The organism is Anaerobacillus sp. (assembly GCF_046314235.1).
Classification (GTDB): Bacteria; Bacillota; Bacilli; order Bacillales; family Anaerobacillaceae; genus Anaerobacillus.
Genome location: NZ_JBKBWN010000008.1, coordinates 83112 through 109311, shown reverse-complemented (window position 1 = coordinate 109311; position 26200 = coordinate 83112). Strand labels below are relative to the sequence as shown.

Annotated in this window: 26 protein-coding genes and 1 other annotated feature; all 26 genes read right to left on the bottom strand. The window is 36.9% G+C overall.

The window, feature by feature from the left end:
- Positions 1-189: 189 nt before the first annotated feature.
- Positions 190-930, bottom strand: coding sequence for a response regulator transcription factor (locus ACK4M9_RS12895; RefSeq protein WP_409851132.1), 741 nt, complete (start codon positions 928-930; stop codon positions 190-192).
- Between the two features lie 77 nt (positions 931-1007).
- Positions 1008-1664, bottom strand: a complete 657-nt coding sequence (gene phoU / locus ACK4M9_RS12890; protein WP_409851129.1) for a phosphate signaling complex protein PhoU — start codon at positions 1662-1664, stop codon at positions 1008-1010.
- Positions 1665-1679: 15 nt separating this feature from the next.
- Positions 1680-2501 (bottom strand): phosphate ABC transporter ATP-binding protein PstB, encoded by an 822-nt coding sequence (pstB, locus tag ACK4M9_RS12885; RefSeq protein WP_409851127.1) that lies wholly within the window; start codon positions 2499-2501, stop codon positions 1680-1682.
- Positions 2502-2520: 19 nt separating this feature from the next.
- Positions 2521-3399, bottom strand: a complete 879-nt coding sequence (pstA, locus tag ACK4M9_RS12880; RefSeq protein WP_409851124.1) for a phosphate ABC transporter permease PstA — start codon at positions 3397-3399, stop codon at positions 2521-2523.
- Positions 3400-3402: 3 nt separating this feature from the next.
- Positions 3403-4344 (bottom strand): phosphate ABC transporter permease subunit PstC, encoded by a 942-nt coding sequence (gene pstC / locus ACK4M9_RS12875; protein WP_409851122.1) that lies wholly within the window; start codon positions 4342-4344, stop codon positions 3403-3405.
- Between the two features lie 74 nt (positions 4345-4418).
- The gene (locus ACK4M9_RS12870) at positions 4419-5417 is read right to left on the bottom strand and encodes a PstS family phosphate ABC transporter substrate-binding protein (protein ID WP_409851120.1); all 999 of its coding nucleotides are present in this window, start codon (positions 5415-5417) and stop codon (positions 4419-4421) included.
- A 239-nt stretch (positions 5418-5656) separates the two neighbouring features.
- A complete protein-coding gene (locus ACK4M9_RS12865; RefSeq protein ID WP_409851117.1) occupies positions 5657-7468 on the bottom strand; it encodes a methyl-accepting chemotaxis protein in 1812 nt (603 codons plus the stop codon).
- A gap of 116 nt (positions 7469-7584) precedes the next feature.
- Positions 7585-8319: an MBL fold metallo-hydrolase gene (locus ACK4M9_RS12860; protein ID WP_409851114.1), complete on the bottom strand. Its 735-nt coding sequence runs from the start codon at positions 8317-8319 to the stop codon at positions 7585-7587.
- A 212-nt stretch (positions 8320-8531) separates the two neighbouring features.
- Positions 8532-8822 (bottom strand): 50S ribosomal protein L27, encoded by a 291-nt coding sequence (gene rpmA / locus ACK4M9_RS12855; RefSeq protein ID WP_071311126.1) that lies wholly within the window; start codon positions 8820-8822, stop codon positions 8532-8534.
- A gap of 13 nt (positions 8823-8835) precedes the next feature.
- Positions 8836-9168 carry a ribosomal-processing cysteine protease Prp gene (locus ACK4M9_RS12850; RefSeq protein ID WP_409851111.1) on the bottom strand — a complete coding sequence of 111 codons (333 nt, stop codon included), beginning with the start codon at positions 9166-9168 and terminating at the stop codon, positions 8836-8838.
- A gap of 9 nt (positions 9169-9177) precedes the next feature.
- On the bottom strand, positions 9178-9486 hold the full coding sequence (rplU, locus tag ACK4M9_RS12845; protein ID WP_409851109.1) for a 50S ribosomal protein L21: 309 nt from the start codon (positions 9484-9486) through the stop codon (positions 9178-9180).
- Between the two features lie 15 nt (positions 9487-9501).
- Positions 9502-9582 (bottom strand) — a sequence feature (ribosomal protein L21 leader region).
- Between the two features lie 76 nt (positions 9583-9658).
- The gene (locus ACK4M9_RS12840) at positions 9659-11143 is read right to left on the bottom strand and encodes an Rne/Rng family ribonuclease (RefSeq protein WP_409851106.1); all 1485 of its coding nucleotides are present in this window, start codon (positions 11141-11143) and stop codon (positions 9659-9661) included.
- 118 nt (positions 11144-11261) lie between these two features.
- On the bottom strand, positions 11262-12128 hold the full coding sequence (locus ACK4M9_RS12835) for a M50 family metallopeptidase (RefSeq protein WP_409851103.1): 867 nt from the start codon (positions 12126-12128) through the stop codon (positions 11262-11264).
- On the bottom strand, positions 12121-12912 hold the full coding sequence (locus ACK4M9_RS12830) for a peptidoglycan DD-metalloendopeptidase family protein (RefSeq protein WP_409851100.1): 792 nt from the start codon (positions 12910-12912) through the stop codon (positions 12121-12123). The genes ACK4M9_RS12835 and ACK4M9_RS12830 overlap by 8 nt, the downstream gene beginning before the upstream one ends.
- Positions 12913-13190: 278 nt before the next feature.
- The gene (minD, locus tag ACK4M9_RS12825; RefSeq protein WP_409851099.1) at positions 13191-13988 is read right to left on the bottom strand and encodes a septum site-determining protein MinD; all 798 of its coding nucleotides are present in this window, start codon (positions 13986-13988) and stop codon (positions 13191-13193) included.
- A 97-nt stretch (positions 13989-14085) separates the two neighbouring features.
- Complete coding sequence (minC, locus tag ACK4M9_RS12820; RefSeq protein WP_409851096.1) at positions 14086-14751, bottom strand: septum site-determining protein MinC; 666 nt, start codon at positions 14749-14751, stop codon at positions 14086-14088.
- Between the two features lie 30 nt (positions 14752-14781).
- Entirely contained in the window at positions 14782-15342 is a 561-nt protein-coding gene (mreD, locus tag ACK4M9_RS12815; RefSeq protein WP_409851094.1) for a rod shape-determining protein MreD, read from the bottom strand.
- 2 nt (positions 15343-15344) lie between these two features.
- On the bottom strand, positions 15345-16223 hold the full coding sequence (mreC, locus tag ACK4M9_RS12810; RefSeq protein ID WP_409851091.1) for a rod shape-determining protein MreC: 879 nt from the start codon (positions 16221-16223) through the stop codon (positions 15345-15347).
- Between the two features lie 14 nt (positions 16224-16237).
- Positions 16238-17275, bottom strand: a complete 1038-nt coding sequence (locus ACK4M9_RS12805) for a rod shape-determining protein (protein ID WP_409851088.1) — start codon at positions 17273-17275, stop codon at positions 16238-16240.
- A 208-nt stretch (positions 17276-17483) separates the two neighbouring features.
- On the bottom strand, positions 17484-18173 hold the full coding sequence (gene radC / locus ACK4M9_RS12800; RefSeq protein WP_409851458.1) for a RadC family protein: 690 nt from the start codon (positions 18171-18173) through the stop codon (positions 17484-17486).
- 52 nt (positions 18174-18225) lie between these two features.
- Positions 18226-18795 (bottom strand): Maf family protein, encoded by a 570-nt coding sequence (locus tag ACK4M9_RS12795; RefSeq protein ID WP_409851086.1) that lies wholly within the window; start codon positions 18793-18795, stop codon positions 18226-18228.
- A gap of 261 nt (positions 18796-19056) precedes the next feature.
- Positions 19057-20475 carry an aspartate ammonia-lyase gene (aspA, locus tag ACK4M9_RS12790; RefSeq protein WP_409851083.1) on the bottom strand — a complete coding sequence of 473 codons (1419 nt, stop codon included), beginning with the start codon at positions 20473-20475 and terminating at the stop codon, positions 19057-19059.
- A 357-nt stretch (positions 20476-20832) separates the two neighbouring features.
- A complete protein-coding gene (locus ACK4M9_RS12785) occupies positions 20833-21933 on the bottom strand; it encodes a hypothetical protein (RefSeq protein WP_409851081.1) in 1101 nt (366 codons plus the stop codon).
- Positions 21934-22073: 140 nt separating this feature from the next.
- Positions 22074-23228 (bottom strand): CapA family protein, encoded by a 1155-nt coding sequence (locus ACK4M9_RS12780; RefSeq protein ID WP_409851078.1) that lies wholly within the window; start codon positions 23226-23228, stop codon positions 22074-22076.
- Positions 23229-23320: 92 nt separating this feature from the next.
- Positions 23321-24589 (bottom strand): bifunctional folylpolyglutamate synthase/dihydrofolate synthase, encoded by a 1269-nt coding sequence (locus tag ACK4M9_RS12775; protein WP_409851075.1) that lies wholly within the window; start codon positions 24587-24589, stop codon positions 23321-23323.
- A 32-nt stretch (positions 24590-24621) separates the two neighbouring features.
- On the bottom strand, positions 24622-25965 hold the full coding sequence (locus tag ACK4M9_RS12770; protein WP_409851072.1) for a bifunctional folylpolyglutamate synthase/dihydrofolate synthase: 1344 nt from the start codon (positions 25963-25965) through the stop codon (positions 24622-24624).
- Positions 25966-26200 lie beyond the last annotated feature (235 nt).

Genomic DNA, 26200 nt, shown 5'->3' with positions numbered 1-26200 from the left:
TCCACATCTTAAAATATAGATGTATTATTTACTATTGGGAGTTTTTACATGTGACATTTACAAAAAATTTAAGCTTACTCACGCAAAAAAGCTTGGCGCCGACATGGCAACCTAGCTCTTTTGTCCACTCCAGATGGACTTTTAAGAAAAAATGTCCATTTAGGGTGCCAGGCACCTAAAATGCTGTACCTACATGGTAAGTATTTGCTGTTCTCTCATCATATAGCCAATGCTTCGCACCGTTTTAATATAAGTGGGTTTACTTCGGCATGGTTCAATTTTTTCTCTAATTCTACTAATAAATACATCGATGACACGTGGCTCAACTAATAGTCTGTCATCACCAACTACCGACAAGAGCTCTTCTCTGGAAATCGGTGTACCTTTCTTTTTACTTAAATAGAGAAGCACTTCAAACTCTTTCATTGTCAATTCTACACGTACATCTTTGACATACACTGTGTAGTTGGACGGCATTATTGTAATATCTCCATTGATAATCAGATCGTCTTTATTTTCAACAAAACTAGTTTTATCCGAATTCCGTTTTGGCCAAACGATATGTTGCCTTCTAAGTATTGATTTTACCCTGGCAACCAATTCTTTTGGTCGAATTGGCTTGCGAATAAAATCATCAGCACCTAATTCTAGACCTAGCACTAAATCAAATTCCTCGTCTTCTGCTGACAAGAGAATTAATGGCGTCCAGTTCTCATCCTTCATTCGTAATGTTCGACAAAAATCAAAAGCAAGATATCTTGTACAGTCTAAGTCTAAGAGGATTACGGTTGGTTCTTCTGCCTTAATCAATTGTAGACCTTCCTCAGTATCATTCGCGTGAAAGAGTTGGAATCCAGCTACACGAAAGCAATCATTGATGTGCGAGGTGATAAATGGGTCGGAATTAATAATGAGTACTTTTTGGGTCATTTTATTCCTCCAACAACGAGCTCTTTAGTAGAAAAGAAGAGAAGCTATAGTATGCATCTCCTCTTCGTTCGTGGGCATTAGTTCAGGTCAAAATACTGTCCATTTACTTCATAAATAATTAGCTCTGCAATATTTGTTGCATAGTCAGCAATTCTCTCAATGTACCGTGAGATAAATGCAAGTTGCGTCACTTGCTCAATTTCCAATTGCTCTGAAATAACAATGTTAAATATTTTCTTAACGAACTGAGCATACATTTCATCAACTTCATCATCCAAAGTGGCAATTTGCTGTGCTTCAAGCACATTTGCGTTTTCATAGGCAATTAAAGCCTTTGATAGCATCTCACTAGCCTTGTTTGCCATTTGTAACAAAAGAGCCGTGTCAATTTTCGTTACTGTCATTGGAATTCTTTTAGCTGCCTTCGTGATATCAACAGCTAAATCACCTACCCGTTCAAGATCACTTGATACTTTAAAAGCAACAATGATTTTACGTAAGTCTGATGCGACTGGTTGTTGTCTAGCGATCAGTAATGTTGCTTTTTCATTGATGGCAATTTCTTGTTGATTGACCTTCACATCATTTTCCTTAATCGTTGCAAACTTTTCAGAATCATTGTTAATAAAAGCATCCATTGATTGGTTAAAGGCATCATTCACTTCATTACCTAATTGGACAATACTTCCTTTTAAACTTGTTAATCCCGAATGAAATGTCTCTCTCGTCTGCATATTCACTTCTCCTTATTAACCGAATCTACCAGTAATATAGTCTTCTGTTCGCTTATCTTTTGGATTCGAAAAAATTCGATCTGTATTATCATATTCAATGACTTCTCCATTAAGGAAAAATGCAGTCTTATCAGAAATTCTTGCAGCTTGTTGCATATTATGAGTAACGATAATGATTGAATATTGCTGCTTTAATTCTTCCATCAACTCTTCTACCTTTAGAGTTGACTTTGGATCTAATGCACTTGTCGGCTCATCCATTAAAATCACTTGTGGTTCGACCGCCAAACAACGAGCAATACATAATCGTTGTTGTTGTCCACCTGAAAGACTATACGCATTTTCATGGAGTCTATCTTTTACTTCATCCCAAAGCGCGGCACCACGTAAACTTTTTTCTACCACTTGATCTAGGATCTTTTTATTTTTTATGCCGTGAATTCTAGGTCCATAAACAATATTTTCATAAATTGATTTTGGAAAAGGGTTTGGCTTTTGAAAGACCATTCCAACCTTGGTTCTTAGTTCTTCAACATGAAACTTCGGATCAAAAATATCTCTTCCTTGATAAATAATGCTCCCAGACGTCTTTACCCCTTGAACCATTTCAACCATACGGTTCAACGTTTTAATGAATGTTGATTTCCCGCAACCTGATGGGCCAATAATCGCCGTTACATCATTTTCATAGAAATCTAGTTGGATTTGCTTTAATGCTTGTTCTTTCCCATACCATAAGTTTAATTGATTTACTTCATAAACTTTCTTTTTATCTAAGTTCACAATAATGTCTTCACTATTTTTTTCAAATAATTTTGGTTGAACTGCAACAGTCATACAACATCCCCCTTTAAATTTAATAACGCTTCTGAAATTTATTTCTTATTAAAACGGCAATTGAATTCATAAGTAATAACATCGCTAACAAGACAATAATTCCTGCTGCTGCAACAAATTGGAACTCTTCCTGCGGTCGTCCTGTCCAGTTAAAAATTTGGATTGGCATAACTGTAAACTGACTCAATAAGTTTTCAGGTACGAAAGCAATGTACGTTAATGCACCTATCATTATTAAAGGTGCCGTCTCACCAATTGCTCTTGAAAGAGCTAGAATATTTCCAGTCAAAATTCCAGGTATTGCAACAGGTAAGACAACACGACGGATCGTTTGCCATTTCGTTGCCCCCATACCAAACGATGCTTCCTTCAATTCTTTTGGAACTGCACGTATCGCTTCTTGAGAGGCGACGACGATAATTGGTAAAATTAATAATGCCATCGTTAAGCCACCTGCTAAAACACTGCGATCTAATCCTAATCCACGTACAAATAATGTTAAACCTAACAAACCAAATACAATTGAAGGAACACCTGCTAAGTTGGAAATATTCATTTGAATAATCTTTGTAAATAGATTTTTACTTGCATACTCTTCTAGATATAGAGCTGTTCCTACACCTAATGTAAACGCGATTGGTGCCGTTACTCCCATCATCCAAATCGTTCCGTAAATCGCTGCTTTAATTCCCGCATCACTTGGACGCCTTGAAGCATAGCTCGTCAAGAAATCCCAATTGATGTAACCAATTCCTTGAGAAAAAATTCGATATAGAAGGATTGCTAAAACTAGTAATCCAGTAAGTGTTGCTAGTAAAAATAAAACGGTGAAAATTTTATTCTTAAGTAAACGAGTAGGAATATTAGTGACCATTTGATTTTGCTTAATAACTTCCATCTTTTAATATTCCTCCCTAAATTTTCGTGAGATAAAGAAAGCTAGTATATTCATAACAAGTGTAAAGACAAAAAGCGTCATCCCTACTGCATAAATACTATAGTAGACAGTTGAGCCATACGTTGCGTCTCCTAAACTTACTTGAACAATATAAGCTGTCATTGTTTGGATTGCACTTGTTACATCAATGGCTGTTGTTGGATTTGCTCCACCTGCTACAGTTACAATCATCGTTTCACCGATCGCTCTTGACATCGCAAGGACAAACGATGCAATAACTCCTGACAGAGCTGCTGGTAAAACAACTTTAATTGCTACCTCTAACTTGGTAGCTCCTAATGCATATGCACCCTGCCTAATTGAATTAGGTACAGAACTCATCGCATCTTCAGAAAGTGAGGCAATCATTGGAATAATCATAATTCCTACCACAATCCCTGGACTTAAAGCATTATAAATTGATAAATCTGGTACAAATTGACGTAGTAATGGGGTTACAAATGTTAAAGCAAAAAAACCATAAACAATCGTTGGGACACCTGCTAAAACTTCTAAGACTGGTTTAATGACTCTTCGCATTTTATCTGAGGCATACTCACTTAAATAAATAGCTGCCCCTAAACCTATTGGAATTGCTACTGTTATCGCGATCGCTGTCACTAACAATGTACCAGTGACTAACGGTAAAATTCCAAAGTTTGGACTAGAATGCATTGGATGCCATTGCTTACTTGAAATAAACTCGATAAATGAAACGGTATTAAAGAATGTAAATGTTTCAAATAATAACGTAAAAACAATTCCTAATGTAGTTAATATAGAAATAATTGCACAAACAAGTAAAAATCTTGGAACTGCATTCTCTGTAAATTTTAACAAAGACCTTTTTGAATGATTTTCAGCAATCAGTTCACTTACTGATTTATTGTCTCTATTCATTTCCATCCCCCTTATTGCGTAAAACATGGTGGTAGGGGTGACTTATTGTCCACCCCTGACCTTTTCTATTTAATCAAAAACTATTTTGCACTATTAATGATTTCAGCGTTTTTGTCATAATCTGCTTGCTGCAAGTTAATATAGCCAACTTCAAGTGCTAATTCACCTACATGTGTATTTAAGAACGTTAAGTAGTCTAAAACTTCAGGACGTTTTAACGACTCTTTATTAACATACATGTACATTGGTCTTGAAAGTGGAGCGTATGTGCCATCATTAATTGTTGCTTCTGTTGGTACGATTGGACCATTTCCATTATCAATTGGTACTACTTTTAATTTATCTTGGTTTTCATAGTAGTAAGCATAACCAAAGTAACCAATTCCACCTTGACCACCTGCAACACCCATTACTAGAACATTATCGTCTTCTGAAAGTTGAGCATCTTTACGAATGTCTTCTTTGTTAAGAATTACTTCGTTCCAGTAGTCGTACGTTCCAGAGTCATGTCCAGGGCTAAAGAATTCAATTTTAATTTCTGGCCATTCTGGTCTAATATCTTTCCAAGTGACAACCTCAGTACCGTCTACCCACATTTTTGTTAATTCTTCAACTGTTAAGTAATCTACAAAGTCATTATCTTTACTTACAACTACTGATAAGCCATCAAATGCTAGTTTTAGCTCGATATATTCAACGCCATTATCTGCAGCTAGTGCAGCTTCCTCGTCTTTAATTGGTCGAGATGCATTACTGAAATCTGTTTCACCAATAACGAAACGTTTAAAACCACCACCTGTTCCTGAAACACCTACAGGAGCTTTTACATCTGGTTGTATTTTGTTATATTCTTCTGAAACAGCTTCAAGGATTGGGAAAACTGTTGAAGATCCATCAATTGCAATTGTTCCAGAAAGCTTTTCTTCTTTTACCTCAGTTTTTGTTTCAGTTTTCGTTTCCGTTTGCGGTGCTGGCTGGGTGATTTCTTTAGAAGTTTCTTCACCGTTACCACAAGCCGTAACTACTGTTAATACTGCTGCAACTGATAATGCTAACATTGAACGTTTGAATTTCTTCATTTGGTAATTTCCTCCCGATTTTCACTTTAATTTTTTTTGTGTGATAAAGATTAAGTCTCTTAAACTACTATCTCCTCCACAAGTTCTAATTTACTCCTCTTTCTTGAAGCTGGAATGAACGTGGTGTAAAGAAATTGTAAATAGTTTTCGTTGATTGTAAACGTAAAAGTTGTAAATGGCGTCAACTCTACATTTTTAGACTATAAAAATTAACATTTAACTCTTTTTTCAATTACTTTTTATACTTTAAATCGATTTGTCATTTGTGATAATGAAATCGCTAATTCTTTTAATTTTTGACTAACTTCGTGGGTGTTTTTCATTTGTTGATTTTGCTCTTTGGAAGTTGCTAACATTTCTTCAGAGTTAGCAAGTGTTTCCTGAGAAACAGAAACAAAGCTTTCAGCTACGGTTTCCATTTTCGGTAGGATAATTGTAAGATCTTCTAGTCTACCAGTCATGGAAGTTATTTTTTGATTTACAGCTTCAATCTCTTCCATTAACTGATTGAAGGAAAGTTGTGAGTGGCTCGCGATTGAAATATGGGTTTGAAAGTTTCCATACATAAGAGAAAATTGATTTGATGCCTTAGCCGATATTTCTTCCATTCTCTGAATGGTGTTATTTATTTCCTCAGTGGCACCTGAAGACTGTTCAGCTAATTTCCGAACCTCTCCAGCGACGACCGCAAATCCTCGTCCTGCTTCACCTGCCCTTGCAGCTTCTATTGTGGCATTCAAAGCTAATAACTTGGTTTGGTCGGCAATACTCCTAATCAAGTTAACAACATTAGAGATAGACAACGAATGATCCTTCACACTAGTGATAGTCTGAGTCATTGAATGAAATTCAGTTTCGAATTTTTTTGTCGTTTGGATCATTTCACTTACACTTTGTTCCCCTTTAACAGCGGACCGGTTCATATCAGTTGCGCTAGTCGAAATATGCTTCATATTTTCTAAGACATCTTCAATTTGCGTCTTCATATCTTGGAACGTATGAATACTTTCTTCTGAAGTATAAGCGGTTTGTTCGGCACCATTTTTCACAATAGAAATAGCCTCAACTAAACTTTCGTTAGATATAAGGGCATGGTCTGTAGATTTATTTAAATCAAACCCGGTATTCGATAATTCTTTTGTCGTGTCGTTAATTTCTGAGATCATTTTTTTCATTTGTTCCATCATTTGATTAAAACTCTTAACGAGAGATACTACTTCGGGAACAGTAGATTCAATTTCAAAATCTTTGGTCATATCACCTGTTCTTACTTGCCGCATTACATTCCTTAATGCAATTAGTGGCTGCGTAATCGATCTTAGTAGGAAAATAACCAACAAAATCGAAATAATAGCGCTAAAAATAATCGCAAACAGTGTAAACTCCGCTAAGTCTTGGATTGGTCCAAGATAATCTTTTGTTGGAACGACTAAAACAAAAGTCCCTTTCAATTCTTGAACTTGCTTAAATGCTAACGTATAGCTAGTATCATTTATTTTCTTATGTAAGATACCGTTATCTTTCATTAAGATTTCTCCAATAACTTCAGGACTAAATAAAATTGAAGAATTTCTACTGATAGGAAAAGGGTTAATTTTGTCCGCTTTAATTAAAAAGAAGTCAGGGTCTAATCCGTCTTGAATAAGTTCTGCTGCTTGATTTGGAATAACTCTTTTTTCAAAACGCTTAATAAAACCCTCCTCATCCCCAATGTAAGCATACATGAGGTTTGCGGCTATCTCGTCGGTAACATTCACTTCTCTCATAAGACGATTTTCAATAGTTTGAATAGTAATATCTTTTGATTTTGAATAAGTTACAAAGCCGACGATACTTAACGATCCGACTAACAACGTTAAAAAAACGATTAGTAACCTTGTTTGTAAGGTTAGCTTATGTATGCCGTTACCGCGATTTAATATTCTTTCTGTGTTTGGCTTTCTTGATTTAGTTGGTCTTGATAAGAAATTCATTTTGATTTTGTCTGCTTCGATTTCCTCTACACGATTCTTTTGACTGATTTCTTTTAGTTTTACTAGTTGTTGCTTCACAAAAACCCTCCTATTTAACCCTAAAATAACTTCCTTCATAAAGGAAAGTATGACAGAGGATTATTAAGCTGGTGTAAAGTTTATGTAAAACTATGCAGTATTTTGTCGATTTTTACCTAGAATGAAAATTTTTCACCTTTTTTTGCTAAGCACACTTCGCCCCCAAAAATTGATTTTGCCTCTTCGACTAACTGACTGTTATCACCAAAGTGAGGCAAATGGGTAAGAATGAGTTTTTTTACAGAAGCATCTTGGGCAATCGTTGCGGCTTCAATACTATTCATATGGCCATAAGGCTTACCATCTTGCCCACCATAAAAACTCGCCTCACATAATAGGATGTCTGCATTTTTTGCAAAGTTAGCAAATTCTTCTTTGTAGCTACTATCAGCCGTATACACTAGCGACTTCCCTTCTACTTCAAAGCGCATCGCATAACACGAGGCTTTATGGTCTGTTTCCATATAGGTAACTCTAAATGGTCCTATTGACGACTGATGCTCTTCGTTATAAATAAAGGATAAGACATGGGGTGGTTTTGCCAGCTTTTGAAATTCAGATTGATCAAAGGAATGTCCATACATATTTAGTGGCTTATCTGTTTTTTTTAGATCAAAGTCAATGAGACGACTGTATTGGAGTGGTCCAATATCAGAAATATGATCATGGTGATAATGAGAAATAATGACCGCATCTAGTTCTGCAAGCGAACAGTAATGCTGTAACTGCGAGAGTGCACCACTACCGCAATCAATCAATAGTTTATACCCATCATGCTCTAATAAATAACAAGACGTTGCTTCCCCGGCTTCTGGATAAGCACCCCAATGGCCGATAATTGTTAATTTCATAATAACCTCCTTAAACTGTATTTTATTGGCGAGACATTAACGTTCAACATTTGGTGAATTTTGTACTGTATTTTTCATTTGCGGAACTTTTTAAAAAGCCAACTTTAGAGCAGTTATACTTCATTTACTCTAAACTTTCATCAATTCATATATTATAACCCTGATCACAAAAAAAAGTCCTAACCACGATGGTTAGAACTTTCTTAGAGCTATTAAGCTTCTTGTGCTACTGGGTAAACACTTACTTGCTTTCTGTCACGACCAACGCGCTCAAACTTAACCACGCCGTCAACTTTAGCGAATAAAGTGTCGTCTCCACCTCTACCTACGTTTACACCTGGGTAAATACGTGTACCGCGTTGACGAACTAAAATAGATCCGCCAGTTACAGTTTGACCGTCAGCACGCTTTGTACCAAGACGCTTCGAGATTGAGTCACGACCGTTCTTTGTACTACCTACCCCTTTTTTCGATGCGAAAAATTGAAGGTTCATTTTTAACATGAGAATTCACCTCCTAGGTTTCCCTAATTTTAATATGTTTTCCGTATTGCTCAGCTATAGACGTGAGCGAGACAACCATTGCTTCTAAGAGAAGCTGTACTTTCTCATAAGTTAGCTCTTCCAAACCGGTTGGAACAGTGCAGCGGAGAAAGCCACCATCGTTGTCTAAATCAATCTCTAACTGAACGTTACATAATGTATCAATTGCATTTACAGTTCCAAATGAAACAGCTGAAGCTCCCGCACAAACAATATCTTGTCCATATGGTCCGCTATCTGCGTGACCTCGCATTTCAAAGGAATTAATTTTATCGTCATGATTTCGTGAAATTTCTACCGTAATCATGCCAATGCCTTACGCGTTGATTTTTTCGATAACAACTTTAGTGTAAGGTTGACGATGACCTTGCTTACGACGGTAGTTTTTCTTTGCTTTGTACTTGTATACTAACATTTTCTTAGCGCGACCTACTTTTTCTACTTTCGCAGTAACAGTTGCTCCTTCTACGAATGGAGCTCCTACCTTTACAGCGTCGCCACCAACTAATAATACATTGTCAAAGCTAACCGTTTCACCAACTTCAGCATCTAATTTCTCAATGTAGATCTCTTGACCTTCTTGAACTTTAATTTGCTTACCACCAGTTTCAATAATTGCGTACATTTACGTGCACCTCCTTATTATACTCAGACTCGCCATTACGGGGTGTTTTGCCTAAGCAAACTCTTTAAAACCCTTAATGAGCGGTTATAGCTCTTTGGAGGTTATCCAAATAACTAACAAAAAACATCTTACCATATTTACTGATGATTAGTCAATGCTGTTTTAGTGAGACTTACATTCGTTGTGAAACTTCTTCGATACTTCCAATAAAACGAATTACGAAGTCATTAGGGACTAGTCCTGAATTAGGCTTCACAAAAATTCGATAATGAAGTTCCTTTTCCAGACGTTTTTGATTTTTGTCTTTTTGCCCTTTTATAATTGGTGCTACATTTGGTGGAACTTCAACGAGGATCGCCTCACTATCCATTCCTTTGTATTCCCATAACGCCCGTTCAACTTTGTGAGCGAGGGCTTCATCAGAAAGTACTTTTCCTTTTCCAAGGCATGTAGGGCAAGAAGTTGACACACTATCTTGGAGATTTTGGCGAGCTTTTTTTCGAGTCATTTCTAACAGCCCTAGCCCAGTAAATCCTAAAACATTTGTTTTCGTACGATCATTTTTTAATTCGGTCGCAAATGCGTTTAAAACGATTTGCTTATCTCTATCATGCTTCATGTCAATAAAGTCAATGATAATGATACCGCCTATGTCTCGCAAACGCAGTTGTCTAGCGATCTCTTTAGCTGCTTCGATATTTGTTTTAACAATTGTATCTTGTAAATCTAATTTACCAGTAAATTTCCCTGTATTAACATCAAATACTGTTAACGCTTCTGTTTGATCAATAACTAAATAGGCTCCGCTCTTTAACCAAACTTGGCGACGCATCGCCTTTTCAAACTCCACTTCAACATTATAGTGCGAAAAAATACCTTCTTTATGCTGATAAAAATGAAGCTTTTCTAACAGTTCAGGAAATGGAGTAAACAACTCTTTTAACAGCAAATAGTCTTTCATTGTATCAATAACAATTGTGTCTACCTCTTCAAAATTCATGTCGCGGACAACCTTTTCTAATATCGAATTGTCTTCATGAATAAGTGCTGGAGGCTTTAAGGTTTTTCCTTCTTTCCAGACGTCCTCCCAAAGTTTCCGTAAGAAAAATAAATCTTGTGCTACTTTTTCTTTCGTTAAGCCTTCAGTGGCCGTTCGGATAATCATTCCTTCTTCACCTTGGCAAAGCTCGCTTCCGATTTTCCTCCATTCTTCACGTACTTCTTCTTTTTGCATCCGTTTTGAGACACCTACATAACCAGCATTAGGCATGTAAACGATGTATTTACCAGGAAATGAGACCACCTCAGTGAGTCTCGGACCTTTTTTACCAAAGCCTTCTTTCGTCACTTGGACTAAAATCTCTTGTCCAACCGTAACAAATTGAGAGATCGATCGTTCTGTTTTTCCTTCTTCAGCTTCTGATATTTTTTGATAACTGACAAGTTCATCTCGGTACAAAAATCCATTTTTCTCAAGGCCAATATCAACGAAAGCTGCTTGCATTCCAGGTAGGACATTTACAACTTTTCCTTTGTAAACATTGCCAACAATCTTGTTGACATCATGTCTATCGATTAATAGTTCAACTACTTTTTTATTTTCTAAAATAGCAAGACGCTGTTCATTTGTTAACATATTAAAGATGAATGTTTTCATGTATATCCCTTCTTAACTTAACCATTAGTATGAGTTTGAAAAAACCAGCCACTACTGATAGGGCTGGTTTATAGACTTCGTTATTAAATTATACCATTTTTACTATTAAAGAAAAAGTTCATCGAAGTGTCAGCTGACTTATTGGCTCATTTGCCTTCTTTTCTTCAAAAAAGGCTTTCAAAACTACTTTTTCGTAGATCATCTTTTTTGGAGCCATTGATCGATCTTTAATAACAACTTTATGTTTTACTCCTCTTTTGAACGTCTTTAGCACCTCTTGAACCGTTTGCTTTGCAGCAACGAGAACTGGTACTGTCGCTACAAAAGGCTCTTCAGTTTTATAGTACCGCTCCATTAAAAAGCGCATGTAAGCATAGCTTCGTTGCTTCCAATCAAAGTAATGGGTGAAAAGTAAGAATAATAGCACAATCCATAAATTTAAATGAAACGGAAAAAGATAGATACTTACTACTGCAAAAGAACACAATAAAAACAGTGATGTTTTCAATGTTGTTTCAAGACTTTGTTGAAATGGTAGTTTGGTGGAAATAAATAAATATAAAAGCTTACCACCATCTAATGGCCAAATCGGTAATAGGTTAAAAAGTAAAATCATCATATTATGAGATAGAAACATTTGATGATCGTTGACTGTCCAAAATTCGAAGGGAAGGAAAAGGTAAGATAAAGCAATTAACCAGATATGTTGAATTGGGCCAGAAATAATGACAATAAACTCTTCTTTTAAAGGTCGATTGCCATACTCTTCAACTTCTGCTACGCCACCAAAGGGCAAAAGCTCAATTTTACGAATTCGCCACTTAAAAAAATGGGCCGCAACACTATGACCCATTTCATGAATAAAGATAATACTAAAGACCATAATTACTTCTTTAAAATAACCTGTTAAAATACCAATACCAATAACAAACCAAAATAAAGGATTTATTTTTATTTTTTTTAATAAATGTAGGAAATTAATCAAAGGAGATCACTTCAAGTGGGTTAATAAATGTTTGACCTTCTTTTAACGCAAAATAATAAAATCCTTTTTCATTTTGTGAAGAAGCTGTCCCAATTTTACTTCCCACCTCGATGTGGTCATAAAGGTTAACTTCAACCTGGTCAAGCATCGCATACCAAGACTCGCCACCATTATAGTGGGCAATAATCACTGTTTTTCCTAAAGTTTCTTCTTCAGCAACAAAACGTACCATTCCACCTCTAGCTGCTGTTACGTAAGAACTTGATGCCGTTTCAATGATGACACCTTTGCCATCTTGATCAAAGCTCTTCATTACCCTTCCAGCTGCCGGAACAGCATAGGCAACATTTAACTCTTCGTTCTCAATATTTTCTAAAGCTACATCTCTCGTTGTCGGCAGCAATGCAAGTGGCTTTCCAAATTGATCTTCGTACCAACTAGCAACGGTAGCAAATTGAAATTCTTGTTCAAAGGAATTTTTCACGAATTGTCTCGCACCTTCAAGTTGTGGTACTTGAGTTTTAAATAAAATACCGATAACTAGAAATAAACAAATGGAAGCGAAAATTTGCAGAAACAGAATATCTTTTCTAAAAAATTTTTCATTTGGTTCCCCTACACCACGCGCTTCATTAGGATAATAATAATAATCTGAATCTTCCCTAGCTTCACTATGGGTTGGATAATATTGTGGTTGTGACCGTTCTTTCCGTCCAATTTCGCTTGTAATCTTTCTTCTCCTCGCTTGAATTTTACGACGTATTTCGTCAACCCTGTTTGACATCTATAGTCATCCCCTTTTTAGTGTAGAGTTGTGTAGTTATTCAAAGATGTCTTGGTAGATTGTAAAAACGATGTAAGCTAGCATCACGATCTTTTTAACAATCCTAAATCTACATATATAATTAATAGATATGACTTGTCCGTCATGGATATGCTTACTAGTTTATCGTTTTAAAACTGCAATCGGTCCAAAGATATTAATTCCTAAAACACAAAAAAGTTAGCAAGAACTTCCCGCTAACTTTCTTCAATATAATCTAGTAAACAAATAAACAAAAATTAAGCCCTAATTCCGAAAAACTTCTTTACCTTTGTAAACATTCCCTTGTTGTCTGCCAAAGACATTAACGGAACAGACTCTCCTAATATTCGCCTAGCAATATTACGGTAAGCAATAGAAGCTCGACTTGTAGGTTGGAATGCTACTGGTTCTCCTTTATTCGATGCCTTAATGACATCATCATCATCAGCAACAATCCCAATGAGTTCAATCGCTAAAATTGAAACAATTTCATCAACATCAAGCATATCACCATTTTTCATCATATGATTGCGAATTCTGTTAACGATTAGTTTTGGTGCTTCAATATTTTCTTGCTCAAGAAGACCGATAATTCGATCGGCATCACGAACTGCTGAAGTTTCAGGTGTCGTTACAACAATCGCTTTATCTGCTCCAGCAACTGCATTTTTAAACCCTTGTTCAATACCGGCTGGGCAATCAATAATGACGTAATCATAGTCTTCTTTTAATTCCTTTACAATGACTTTCATCTGCTCTGGATTTACAGCTTCTTTATCTTTTGTTTGAGCTGCAGGTAAAAGCATTAGACATTCAAAACGCTTGTCCTTTATAAGAGCTTGATGTAGTCTACAACGCTCTTCTACTACATCGACAATGTCATAGATAATACGGTTTTCTAACCCCATGACAACATCAAGGTTTCGAAGGCCAATATCAGTATCTACTAAACAAACTCTCTTGCCTGAAAGCGCAAGGGCAGTACCAATATTTGCAGATGTAGTCGTCTTTCCAACTCCGCCTTTACCAGAAGTAATTACAATAGCCTCTCCCATGCGAAACTCCCCTTTCTAATTAGGTTTTGACTAATGAGATTTTGTCTTGAGTGTGACGTAGCACAAACCATAACTTAAAACTCATCAATCAAAACGATTAAACATTTGTTATATGTGGACGTATTTTCCCCATATGTTGAATTTGTTCGATTGCAATTTGATTATCTTCACCTACATACGCACATTCCATTTCGTGTCTTTCACTGTCTTTCGTATCTGGTGAGCGACTTACAATTTCGGCGATTCTTAGTTGTGAAGGTTCCATCTTTGCAGCTGAAATAATCGCTTCCTTATTCCCCTCGCTGCCAGCATGGGCAATTCCACGTAATACACCCATTATGTAGATATTCCCTGTGGCAATAACTGTTCCACCAGGATTTACATCACCTAAAAGGAAGAGATTTCCCTGCACTTCTAATACTTGGCCAGAGCGGACAGCTTTCATAACCGTAGCTGTTTGAGCTTCTTTCTGTAATTGTTCTGCTTGTTGCTTAGTGATCACATTAGATTCTATTTGATTAATAACAAGCTTTCGCTGTTCACTAATAATCGTTATTAACTGGTTCTTATGTTCATCTGACAAAAATCGATTTCCAACCGAAACTTTTACATGGACAGCTGGTCCTTCAGAAATTTGTGGATAATTTGAGGAAAGCTTTTCTTCAAGCTCACTAACTAATTCAGAAAACGAACATTCGTCGTCTAAAAATAAAATTAGGCCTTCTTTGGTTCCTCTTATCGTTACATAGTTTGTTTTTAGCATGGTCCAAAGTTCACCTCAACTTTCTTTTATTCAACGTTGCCATCTAAAATCCTTTTTTCTTTTTTGGATTTTTTCTTCAATATCGTCTTTATTTTGTAAAAAGACTAATAACTTTCGTAAAGGCTGCACAACTATGATCAAAAACACGCCATTTACGATTAGACTAGGCAATAGTCGCTCATAAAAGAAACGGTCATGAGGGAGATTGGTAATCCCAATGATTGAGAAGATCCCAAAAACTAAATAATCTAAAAGAAGAGTTCCAAAAAGGGCAGTAATAATTAGCAAAAGTGAATTTTTTTGAAAAATCTTATATGAAAAACCTAGTAAATATGTAATTAGGGCCATACTAAAAATATACACACCTAACAAGTGAGTGTAAATCACGTCTTGAAAAACGCCAAGAATGAGAGCATAAACGGTTCCTGTAGCTCTACCCAAATAAATAGCTACCATAATGACAACAACAAATGCAAAGCGTGGGATTACTAGGTAATCCAAATCAAAACGCTCAGGAGCCACAACTTGCATAATTGTTCCCTCAATAATGTATAGAAAAAAAATAATAAAAGGAAGGAGAAAACGTTGCATAATTAACCTTCCTCCTCTTCTTCTAAAACGCTTAGATCAAATGTTGGTGCGGTTCGTTTAATAATCATGACATAGTCAAGATTGTTAAAGCTTGCCGAAGGTTCAACATACGCATTTTTCGTTAAGCCGTATTCATCTGCCTCGACACGAACTACTTTCCCAATTAAAAGTCCCGTTGGAAAGACGCCACCTAAACCAGAAGTCACAATCGTTTGTCCTTCTTCAATTTGCGCATCAGCTTCGACTTTCTTAAGCATTAATGCACCACTTTGTTCGTCAAAGCCTTCGATAAATCCAAAAACTTCGACATCCTCGGCATCTACCATCGCAGAAATCCGATTCGTACGGTCACCATCACGTAAGAGTTGCACTGTCGCTGTAAATTGGGAAACATGCATGACTTTTCCTACCAAACCTTTAGAAGTAATCACGGCCATATCACGTTCGATTCCATCTTGTTGTCCCTTATTAATCCCGATATATTCATTCCAGCGGTCTGGAGAACGGTGAATGACTAGGGCTGGTGTTAAGTTGTAATCATACAAACTTTCTTTAATATCTAGAGCATCTTTTAAATTTTCGTTTTGACGGCGTAGTACATTTACCTCAACGGCAATTTGAACATATTGATCCAAATGTGCTTTTAAGACACGGTTTTCTTCGTATACATTTCTTAACTCATTTACATTCTCAAAGAAACCCGCTACATAAAGAGCGGGTTGTTTAAACACTTGTTGGACCCAACCTACAGAGTCTTTCATAAACTGTTCAGACCATGTTAGGCTTCGTCGATCACTCATGGAATAGCCAATTAATGCCACCAACAGAATAATACTAACGAGAAGCACTATTAGTCTCTTATTTGAAAAAAAATGTGGCATTGAACAACACCTACTTACTTACGATTTGAACGAACGGTAATCCCTGCCTTTGAACGGAATAAGTGAAGGTTTTCTAATGCCCTTCCTGTTCCTAAGGCGACACAATCTAATGGATTTTCTGCTACTAGTACAGGCATATGAGTTTGATCGCTTAGGACGCGGTCCAGATTACGTAATAATCCTCCACCACCAGTTAGAACAATCCCACGATCCATAATATCAGCAGCAAGTTCAGGTGGAGACTTCTCCAACGTATTTTTCACGGCTTCGATAATGGTGTCGACTGTATCTTCGAGAGCCTCAGCGATTTCACGAGCGGTAATTGAAATTGTCTTTGGTAACCCAGTGACTAAATCACGTCCGCGAATATCCATATCGTCAATTCCCTCAGGAACACCTGCAGAACCAATTTCAAACTTAACGGCTTCTGCTGTTCGCTCCCCGATCATTAAATTATACATTTTCTTAATATATTGGATGATCGCATCGTCCATTTCATCACCAGCGACACGGATCGACTGACTTGTAACAATTCCTCCAAGTGAGATAATTGCCACCTCCGTCGTTCCACCACCAATATCAACAACCATACTACCAGTTGGTTCCCAAACTGGTAAATCAGCACCAATCGCTGCTGCAAAAGGCTCTTCGATCGTATAAGCCTCTCTTGCTCCAGCTTGCTTTGTTGCATCTTCAACCGCTCTTTTTTCTACAGCTGTAATTCCTGAAGGAACACAAACCATTACGTTTGGTTTACGTGTAAAAATAGAACGATTTCGTTGAGCCTGTCTTATAAAATGTTTCATCATTGTCGCTGTTGTATCAAAATCGGCAATAACCCCATCTTTCATCGGGCGAACTGCGACAATATTCCCCGGTGTACGACCGATCATGTTTTTCGCATCGTTACCGACTGCCTCAATTGTCCCTGTATCTGTTCTAATTGCTACTACCGAAGGTTCACGAACGATAATTCCTTTACCCTTCACATAGACAAGCGTATTTGCTGTACCTAAATCAATTCCTAAATCTTTCGAAAAACCACCAAACATCTATGTATCTCCCTTCAATGGAAAGCGTAAACGCTAATAATGTATTTTCTAGTTGTTTTTAATGAAAATCCATAACCTTTATTATACTGAAAAAAACTTAAAAAGGATAGTGATTTAATTTAGAATGATAAAAAGTTTGCTACGAAGCCTGTTTTAAACAGCTTCGCAGCCTTCTTTTTTTTCAAGTTAAAATGGCTTTTCGTTCTAACTAAATATACCCTTTTTCCTTTAAACTCGTAAATTTTTGATCGCCAATGATAATGTGATCTAATAATTCGATACCAATAACTTTGCCGCTCTCGACAAGCCGTTTTGTTACTTCAATGTCTTCTCGGCTAGGGGCTGGATCGCCACTTGGATGATTATGAAGACAAATAATTGATGCTGCTGAATGACGAAATGCTTCTTTATAGATTTCCCTTGGATGAACGATTGAAGCATTTAAGCTTCCGATGAAAATTGTCTTTTTATGGATGACATGATTTTTCGTATTTAAGTATAATGCTACGAAATGTTCTTGAGTTAAAAACCTCATCTCCTCCATCATAAAACGTGAGACATCCTCAGGGGAGCGAACGATGAAACGATCTTCATTTTGAAGTTTATGCACCCGACTCCCTAGTTCAAGCGCAGCTAGAAGCTGTACTGCCTTTGTATCACCAATTCCCTTGATATTTTTTAATTCATTTACAGTAGAATCTTTTAAAAGTCTAAGTCCGTGAAAATGATGCAATATCCTGTGTGACAACTGTAATACCGACTCTTGCCTTGTACCTGTCCCTAAAATAATTGCAATTAGCTCTTGGTTCGATAAAACTTGAGCTCCTTCTTTTAAGAGGCGCTCTCTAGGCCTTTCACCCGAAGGTACGTCACGAATCATTAATGGTTTTGCTTCCATCATTACTCCTCCTTTTATTTTGGGAGAAGCAACGAGGTGATGCTACTCCCGGTTACGAAATAACATGTTGAAAGTTTTTTAACTCTCTCACGGTCCTCGCTAACGGTAAGCCAACAACGTTGAAATAATCACCACTAATTTTTTTGACAAATAACGCCCCTAATCCTTGAATCCCATATGAGCCCGCTTTATCAAAAGGCTCACCACTTGTAATATAGTCTTTCATTTCTTTTGGAGTTAGCTCCCAAAAGGTAACGACAGTTCTTTCATGAAATACGACTGTTTTTTCTTTTGAAATTAGGGCAACTCCAGTGTAAACGTCATGATGTTTGCCAGATAGTTGTTTTAACATCTGAAATGCATCTTCTTCGTTTATAGGCTTCCCTAAAATCGTTCCATTTATAGAAACAATTGTATCTGCACCAATAATAATTGACTCGTTATGGTGCATATAGACATCGTGGGCTTTTTTATAGGCTAGTTGTTCTACTACTTCAGACGGGGAGAGGGTTTCGGTAATCGTTTCATCAACAGTACTTGTGGATATTGAAAATTGAAGCTGCGCTTGTTCTAGCAGTTGTTTGCGGCGAGGTGAGCCAGAGGCTAAAATGAGTTTTTTCACGTAGAATTCTCCTTTGTTAAAAATTATCGTTTCTTTTAATGGAGTGAATCTCATAATTACCTTAATCGAACTATGCCAATCTAAACGTAGTTGCGAATGGTTCTACGCAACTACATTTAGAACTTAATAGCGTAAATAATGGTTTATGAAATTCATTAAAGTAAGAAAAAAGAAAAGAAATTTTCTACAAAGGCTACTCTTAGAATAGCAAAATTCGCATAAAAATTTCAATTCTTTTTTCAAATTTTTACATATTAATAATTAATTACCAAATAACAGATTTGCCCCCGCAATACCTGGTGCTGTCATTTCATTTGCATCCAAAATGACGTTCAATTCTTCTTCAGACAAAATTCCCTTTTCAATACAAATCTCTCGAACTGGGCGGTTTGTTTGAATAGCTTCCTTGGCAATACGGGCAGCTACTTCATAACCTACATGAGGATTAATCGCTGTAATGATTCCGACACTGTGCTCAACCATCTCACGGCATCTTTCAATATTTGCTGTAATGCCTTCAATACAAAACTCTCTGAAAACTTTCATGCCATTTTGGAGAATTGATAGTGATTGTAGTAAATTAAACACTAAGACTGGTTCCATTACATTTAGCTCTAATTGGCCTGCTTCAGATGCAAGCGAAATCGTATGATCATTCCCAATCACTTGGAAAGAGATTTGATTAATTACTTCGGCCATAACTGGGTTTACTTTTCCAGGCATAATAGACGATCCAGCCTGACGTGGTGGTAAATTAATTTCGTTAATTCCAGTCCGTGGGCCTGAACTCATTAATCTCAAATCGTTCGCCATCTTCGATAAATTAATCGCCAGTATTTTTAGAGCGCTTGATAGCTCTGTATAAGCATCAGTATTTTGGGTTGCGTCTACTAAATCTTCCGCATTCTTAAATGGCATACCTGTATGCTCCGCAAGATACTTCGCAACTAATGCAATATATTCTGGTACAGCATTTAGCCCCGTCCCAACCGCGGTTGCGCCCATATTTATTTCATATAAATGATCAACAGAATTTTTAATACGATGTAAATCACGAGACAGGACTCGTTTGTATGCACCGAATTCTTGGCCTAAACGGATTGGTACGGCATCTTGAAGATGAGTTCGCCCCATTTTGATTACTTGGTCAAACTCTTTCTCTTTTCCTTGCATGGAGATGATTAATTGTTCAAGTGAACTCGTAAGTCCCCTCGCTAAATGTAAACAGGCAATATGAATCGCTGTTGGAAACGCATCGTTAGTTGATTGTGCCATGTTGACATGGGTGTTAGGACTGACCATCATGTAGTCACCCTTTTTACCACCGAGAATTTCAATCGCTCGGTTTGCAATGACTTCATTGGCATTCATGTTAAATGAAGTTCCAGCTCCCCCTTGAATAGAATCAACAACAAATTGATCAAGTAAGTTCCCGGCAATGATTTCATCACTTGCTTTTACAATAGCTTCAGCAATTTTTTTATTTAAGACACCAACATCACTATTGGCCATTGCAGCAGCTTTCTTCACATAGGCAAACGCCCTTATTAGTTCATGGTGCGGTCGTATCCCAGTAATCGGAAAATTTTCGATTGCCCTCGCTGTTTGAATTCCGTAATAAGCCTCTTGAGGTATTTCTTTTTCTCCCATTAAGTCTCGTTCAATTCGAACATTTGACATAATATGTAGACCTCCATCTCTCTTTGTAAAACTTAGCTGGTCGCCGAACAACTTTTATAAAATATTCACTTTAGTAGTATGTTCATCATTATCAGTTATAAATGGAAAAAATTAAAATGTCAAAGCAAAAAAAATGTTCCTTCGACATTTGCTATAAAGTAATTGCGGCACCATTATTATTTACATTATAATACAAATTACCAAATTTTTTCGGTATTTATTGCAAAAAAATGAGACTTTCCCAAAACAAAGTGTCAAACACCGCTAGGCGCCGAATATAGACATATTGATAAATCTGTACGTCTATATTTACTAGGATCCACGATCCACGTGATGTCAGACACTTTTGGGACAGTCTCAATTAAATGTTTTTGATAGTTCCTCGTACTCAATTAAACCGTTTAGTAAATACTGCTGAACTTGCCAAAGGATATTTTCATCTTTCGCTTCGGAATAGCTTTGCATTTTTTGATAGGCGTTTGTCAAAGCACTTTGAAATGCAAGCGATCTTTCACTTTGTATATCATTATCGCTAAACGGTGCTTCGATTGAAACTAGCTTCTCATAGATCGTAGCTAGTTCATTCATATTCTCTTCGTTTACCAATGTTCCACTTGCTGCAAGCCCATTGATTGATAAAAGGGTTAACTTCTCAAAGAGACTCACTCCCGTTTCTAAGAAAATACCTTGTTCGTCTGTTTCAACAGTTCCATTTGGCGTTACTGCATACGGCTTTACGTATACCTCTTGTCCATTTGCTTTATATTCCTCTGCAACAACATTTGCCTGTTCACGATCTAAGCCTAGACCAATAAATAAAAAGACTGGCTCTGTTGACTTTGTTAATGCCGATGCAAAACCTTTATTTTGAAGCTCTTCGGCAACCTCCTGCCCCTTAGCAACTAACGAAAAAGCCCCACCTTGCACTACTTCAACACCGAGAATTGGAACTTGTCCTGGCGCTAAAGCAACAGGTTGCTCTACCCTGCTAGGTGTTTGTACTGGAAAATTAGCTGTTGCAGTTTCGAGTTTCTCTCCCGTAAAAATCGTCAACATCATGAACCCAAAACTAACACCAACAATAATGGCAGACATGACAATTCCTATCAGCCCTAATGGTAGTGACCTAAAATCAAAACGTTTCTTTTTACGGTTATTTGGTGGCAGTTTAGGAGATTTATCACTTTTCCCATCATCCCAATAGGGCGCTAGTAGCTTCTCTTTATCTTTACGGCGCTCACCTAAATCAACGACCTTTTTTGAGGGATCCTCGGAGGATGATTCAGGAAGGATCCACTCAAACTCTCTTGCTCGGTCTTCTTTTTCCTGAGTCGCCGCTATTTCTTCATTTAGTAGTTCTTCATACTCACGCTTGTCCTTCACTAGCTCGTCATACAATTTCTCTTTCCCGTTGAGCACGATTGAAATTCGCCGGTCGTTCTTCTTCGTATTGTCCATAATGCCAGCTCCTCTCTATTCTTCAATTTACTATAGTCTATTAATTTTATTTAATAGATAGAACTAGAAAGAAATTATTTTTTTATGCAAAAAAAACAAGACGTTTGACGGCCTTGTTTGAGATTTGATAGATTACAAACTCACTTACTGTAGAAAAGTGTTCCATCTCTTTTCACATCGAATGAGAGCTTTTCTAGCGTATTTAGCCGCTCTTCAAATTTTGTTGGAGATATTAGAGCTACCTGATTCCCGGTTATCTCCAATGGTGTATAGTTCATCACGATCTCATCTTCTTGGATGATTAACGTTAATAAACAAGACTCAGCTGTTATACCACTTACATAATCAGGAAAGAGGAAATTACCTAAAGAGTAAGCGATCGGCTTACCTTTATAGTAATCTAGTCCTTGGATGACATGAGGATGAGCACCGATGACACCATCTGCGCCAGCATCAATCATCGCGCGTGCATCGTTGAGTTGATAGGGTTCCGGTGTTTGTTGTCGTTCCAACCCCCAATGCATAAATACAAACAAATAATCAACAGATTTTCTAGTCTCTTCGATGATTTGTACCATTCTATCAACTTGGTAGCCACTTGCAATGCCTGGTTTCGTTGGTGTCGCATACCAAGTTTCCGATGGTAGGACTCTAGAAAACCCTAAAATCGCAATTTTTTTGCCTTTTATTTCGATGATTTGTTCAGCGTAAGCCTCATCACTATTTCTTCCAGCGCCAACGTAGGCTAGGCCGACCTCGTCTAAATAATCAATTGTATCTAGTAAGCCCTTTTCGCCATAATCCATCGTATGATTATTTGCTAGTGAAACCATATTAAAGCCTGCTTGTTTTAGTGCTACTAATGACTCTGGGCCCGTTCGAAAATTAAACTGCTTATCATATGGTATGTCTTTTTTTGTTACGGCTGTTTCAAGATTGACAACGGCATAGTCAGCTTTTTCTAGTTCTTTTTGAATTTGTAAAAAGGGATAGTTAATATCAAAATTTTTCATCGCCTTTTCAATAGAGCCTTCCATCATTACATCACCAGCAAAGGCCATTGTTATTGGCTCCTTCAATCGAAAAAAAACAGATGTGTCAGAGTCAAGCGATCTACTTCTCTTACTTAATGCTGAGTGTTCTTTTGAATATCGTGTTGCATTTGTCTCAACTACTTCAGGACTATTATTTCTAGCTTGCATATCTAACAAATATAATCCAGCAGCATAAAAGCTTACTAGAAACAAAGTAGAACAAATAACTAAAATCATTGAAAAAATTGTGTGTTTTATCATGATGTGACCTCGATTAATAAATAGTTATATCTATTTTATATGAAGAGATCCATTTGAAAATGATCACTATTTACTACACGAGGTAACTATTTCTATTTGTGAAGCATAGTTCGGATATGACTTAAAAAGTACAAAGAACCAGTTACAACAAAAACATCATCTTCCCTCAGCTTTTTTGAAAGAAAGTGGTACGCTTCTAAGCAATCCTCTATTACTTTGCCATTAGCAAGGGGATAGGCTTGATGAACTTCATTGGCATCCATCGCTCGCTCGTATGGAAAGCTCGTTAAAATAATCTCGTTCGCTATATTTCTTAGTGGTTGTAGCATCTCCTTAATGTTCTTATCTTTCATCGCACAAAAAAGGATATGAATGTTTCGATTTGGATAGGTGGTTTCTAACGTAGTAGCTAATGCCTCCATTCCTTCTTGGTTATGACCGCCGTCAAAAATAATCGTTGGCTGTTGTTGCACAACTTCAATTCGATTTGCAATTTTAGCCTTTGCGATTCCGCTACGGATTGCTTCTTCTGTAATTGAAAAGTCAGACAAACAATGAATGGCCATGATTGCCAATGAAGCATTTTCTTGTTGGTGTTTTCCGAGCATCCCTACTCTTAAATTCGCATATTCGCAATTCTGCCAAAGAAAACTAAACAGCTCTCCGCTGTGCTTACATGTAAAGTCAGAACCTAATTGATAAAGTTGCGATGACCATTGTTTGGATCGTTCGTTCATAACAGCGATTGCCTCTCTTTGCTTACAGCCTGAGACGACGGGAACGGATCTTTTAATAATGCCTGCTTTTTCTGTGGCAATCTCTCCGATCGTATCCCCTAATAAATCCATATGGTCATGACCAATATTGGTAATAATTGAAACGAGTGGCGTAATGACATTTGTGGAGTCAAGCCTTCCTCCTAGTCCAGTCTCAATAAGTACAATATCTGGCTTTTTGATTGTAGCAAAGTATTGAAAGGCAACTGCAGTTAATAATTCAAATTCTGTTGGAGCGCCAAAGCTTGTCCGACTTACTTTTTCGATCACTGGTTTCAATTGTTCAATAATTGTCACAAAGTCTTCATCAGAAATTTCTTCACCATTAACTCTAACTTTATCATTAATTTTGGCAATGGCAGGTGATGTATATGTACCGACGTTATAGCCAGCTTCTCTAAAAATGGAAGCGATGTAAGTCAAAGTCGAGCCCTTCCCATTTGTTCCAGCTAAATGTATGGCTGGAATGTGCTGCTCGGGATTATCTAGTTCTGCCAAGATTAATTCCATTCTCTCTAAACCTAAGCAAATACCAAATTTGCTAGCTGAAACGACAATATCACATGCTTCTTCATACGAGATCATAAATTGAACGAACCCCTTTACTCATTAAGTTACTATAAACCAATATCCATTAAGCTATGGTTCCATATCCGTTTTGCATTTGCAATTAATGTTTGTGTACCGATAATAACGATAATGTCGACGGCATGCTCTTTTTTCGCTATTTCAACAGCTTCAACTAATAGATCTGTTTCAAGCGAGTTCTGTAAGAATGTTTGAGCATAAATTGCAGCGTCGCTTGGAAATTTCAAATGGGAGATATCCGGTTTCGTTACAATGATTTTACTTGAAAACTCACTTAAAACTTTTATTACTCCTTTGTAGTCCTTATTTGCTGGAATACCAACAATTGAAACGATTTTCTTTCCTGGAATACTAGCAAGCAGTTCTTGTACATATTTTGCAGATCTCTCATTGATGGCTCCATCGACAATCACTGTCGGGTTGCGCGAGACGATCTCACATCTTCCTGGCCACCGTATTGTTTGAAAACAATTCTTTAAGATTATTGGACTGATTGGTGCATTTATTATATCTTCACAAACTTTAATCGCTGTTGCGCCATTAATGGCGTTAAAACCACCTAAAAGTGGTAATGCGATTTGCTGATAACGTTCCTTTGAAGTCTTCACATCAAAGATTGTACCTGCTGCATGAAGTGAAATATTCTCGGAATAAAAATCTCTGCCATAATAGGATACATTCTCTACGAACTTTTTACGAAGTTCTGCTTCGATTTTTGCGAGGATATCAGCTTGCTGACTTATGTAAACAAATTTAGTTTGAGCTTTAACGATTCCCAGTTTATGAGTAATAATATGCTCTATAGTTGGACCAAGATTAGGAAGATGCTCTTCCATAATTGGGGTAATAACTGCCCATTCATTACTCAAGATATTCGTATCATCAAATTCCCCACCACGGCCACATTCAATTACGTTAATGTCCGTTTGATTTTCTTTAAAGTAAAGAGCCGCAATGGCTAAGGATAGCCCAATCGGTCCCTGATATTCATCTAGAGCCAGTTTCATTTCAATCATCTCAAAAGGTTTTTCTAGTTTTTTACTTAATCTTATAAAATCATCATCAGAAATTGCTTTACCATTTATTCTAATTCTCTCATTAAAATTTACTAAGTGAGGCGAAGTAAATAATCCCACTTTGAAACCGAGATGACCTAGTAACGATGAAATAAACCTAGAAATTGATCCCTTCCCCTTGCTTCCAGTTACTAATACAAATCTTTGTCCTAAATCAGGAGAGTCTAAAAGGTCAAATAACTGCCTCGTCAGTTTGATCTTCTTTACTTTAGAATCATCTGTTTCTTGGATGTTACCAATCGCTCTTAAATATGATTTATAAATTAACGCTTCTGCTTCGATCATTGTATATAACATTTCAGTCTTCTCCGATTCAATTTTAAACTTGGATTGTTAGATGATTTGTAAATGACAACTACTTTAAAGATAACTATCATTAAATTTTAGCACACAGATACATTTTTTAAAAATAATGAAAGAAGTTAAATTGGGCAAATCTTTATAAAATAAAGTCCGCGCAGAACTAGCTTAGCAAAGTATAATGTCCTTACTTGATTTGGTTGAATTTGAACATACTAGCGTTATAAGGGGT

Excerpts from the sequence above, each read along its gene's own strand:
- ACK4M9_RS12895 (WP_409851132.1), bottom strand. The coding sequence starts at position 930 with ATGACCCAAAAAGTACTCATTATTAATTCCGACCCATTTATCACCTCG.
- phoU (WP_409851129.1), bottom strand. The coding sequence starts at position 1,664 with ATGCAGACGAGAGAGACATTTCATTCGGGATTAACAAGTTTAAAAGGA.
- pstB (WP_409851127.1), bottom strand. The coding sequence starts at position 2,501 with ATGACTGTTGCAGTTCAACCAAAATTATTTGAAAAAAATAGTGAAGAC.
- pstA (WP_409851124.1), bottom strand. The coding sequence starts at position 3,399 with ATGGAAGTTATTAAGCAAAATCAAATGGTCACTAATATTCCTACTCGT.
- pstC (WP_409851122.1), bottom strand. The coding sequence starts at position 4,344 with ATGGAAATGAATAGAGACAATAAATCAGTAAGTGAACTGATTGCTGAA.
- ACK4M9_RS12870 (WP_409851120.1), bottom strand. The coding sequence starts at position 5,417 with ATGAAGAAATTCAAACGTTCAATGTTAGCATTATCAGTTGCAGCAGTA.
- ACK4M9_RS12860 (WP_409851114.1), bottom strand. The coding sequence starts at position 8,319 with ATGAAATTAACAATTATCGGCCATTGGGGTGCTTATCCAGAAGCCGGG.
- rpmA (WP_071311126.1), bottom strand. The coding sequence starts at position 8,822 with ATGTTAAAAATGAACCTTCAATTTTTCGCATCGAAAAAAGGGGTAGGT.
- ACK4M9_RS12850 (WP_409851111.1), bottom strand. The coding sequence starts at position 9,168 with ATGATTACGGTAGAAATTTCACGAAATCATGACGATAAAATTAATTCC.
- rplU (WP_409851109.1), bottom strand. The coding sequence starts at position 9,486 with ATGTACGCAATTATTGAAACTGGTGGTAAGCAAATTAAAGTTCAAGAA.
- ACK4M9_RS12840 (WP_409851106.1), bottom strand. The coding sequence starts at position 11,143 with ATGAAAACATTCATCTTTAATATGTTAACAAATGAACAGCGTCTTGCT.
- ACK4M9_RS12830 (WP_409851100.1), bottom strand. The coding sequence starts at position 12,912 with ATGTCAAACAGGGTTGACGAAATACGTCGTAAAATTCAAGCGAGGAGA.
- minD (WP_409851099.1), bottom strand. The coding sequence starts at position 13,988 with ATGGGAGAGGCTATTGTAATTACTTCTGGTAAAGGCGGAGTTGGAAAG.
- minC (WP_409851096.1), bottom strand. The coding sequence starts at position 14,751 with ATGCTAAAAACAAACTATGTAACGATAAGAGGAACCAAAGAAGGCCTA.
- mreD (WP_409851094.1), bottom strand. The coding sequence starts at position 15,342 with ATGCAACGTTTTCTCCTTCCTTTTATTATTTTTTTTCTATACATTATT.
- mreC (WP_409851091.1), bottom strand. The coding sequence starts at position 16,223 with ATGCCACATTTTTTTTCAAATAAGAGACTAATAGTGCTTCTCGTTAGT.
- ACK4M9_RS12805 (WP_409851088.1), bottom strand. The coding sequence starts at position 17,275 with ATGTTTGGTGGTTTTTCGAAAGATTTAGGAATTGATTTAGGTACAGCA.
- radC (WP_409851458.1), bottom strand. The coding sequence starts at position 18,173 with ATGGAAGCAAAACCATTAATGATTCGTGACGTACCTTCGGGTGAAAGG.
- aspA (WP_409851083.1), bottom strand. The coding sequence starts at position 20,475 with ATGTCAAATGTTCGAATTGAACGAGACTTAATGGGAGAAAAAGAAATA.
- ACK4M9_RS12785 (WP_409851081.1), bottom strand. The coding sequence starts at position 21,933 with ATGGACAATACGAAGAAGAACGACCGGCGAATTTCAATCGTGCTCAAC.
- ACK4M9_RS12780 (WP_409851078.1), bottom strand. The coding sequence starts at position 23,228 with ATGATAAAACACACAATTTTTTCAATGATTTTAGTTATTTGTTCTACT.
- ACK4M9_RS12775 (WP_409851075.1), bottom strand. The coding sequence starts at position 24,589 with ATGATCTCGTATGAAGAAGCATGTGATATTGTCGTTTCAGCTAGCAAA.
- ACK4M9_RS12770 (WP_409851072.1), bottom strand. The coding sequence starts at position 25,965 with ATGTTATATACAATGATCGAAGCAGAAGCGTTAATTTATAAATCATAT.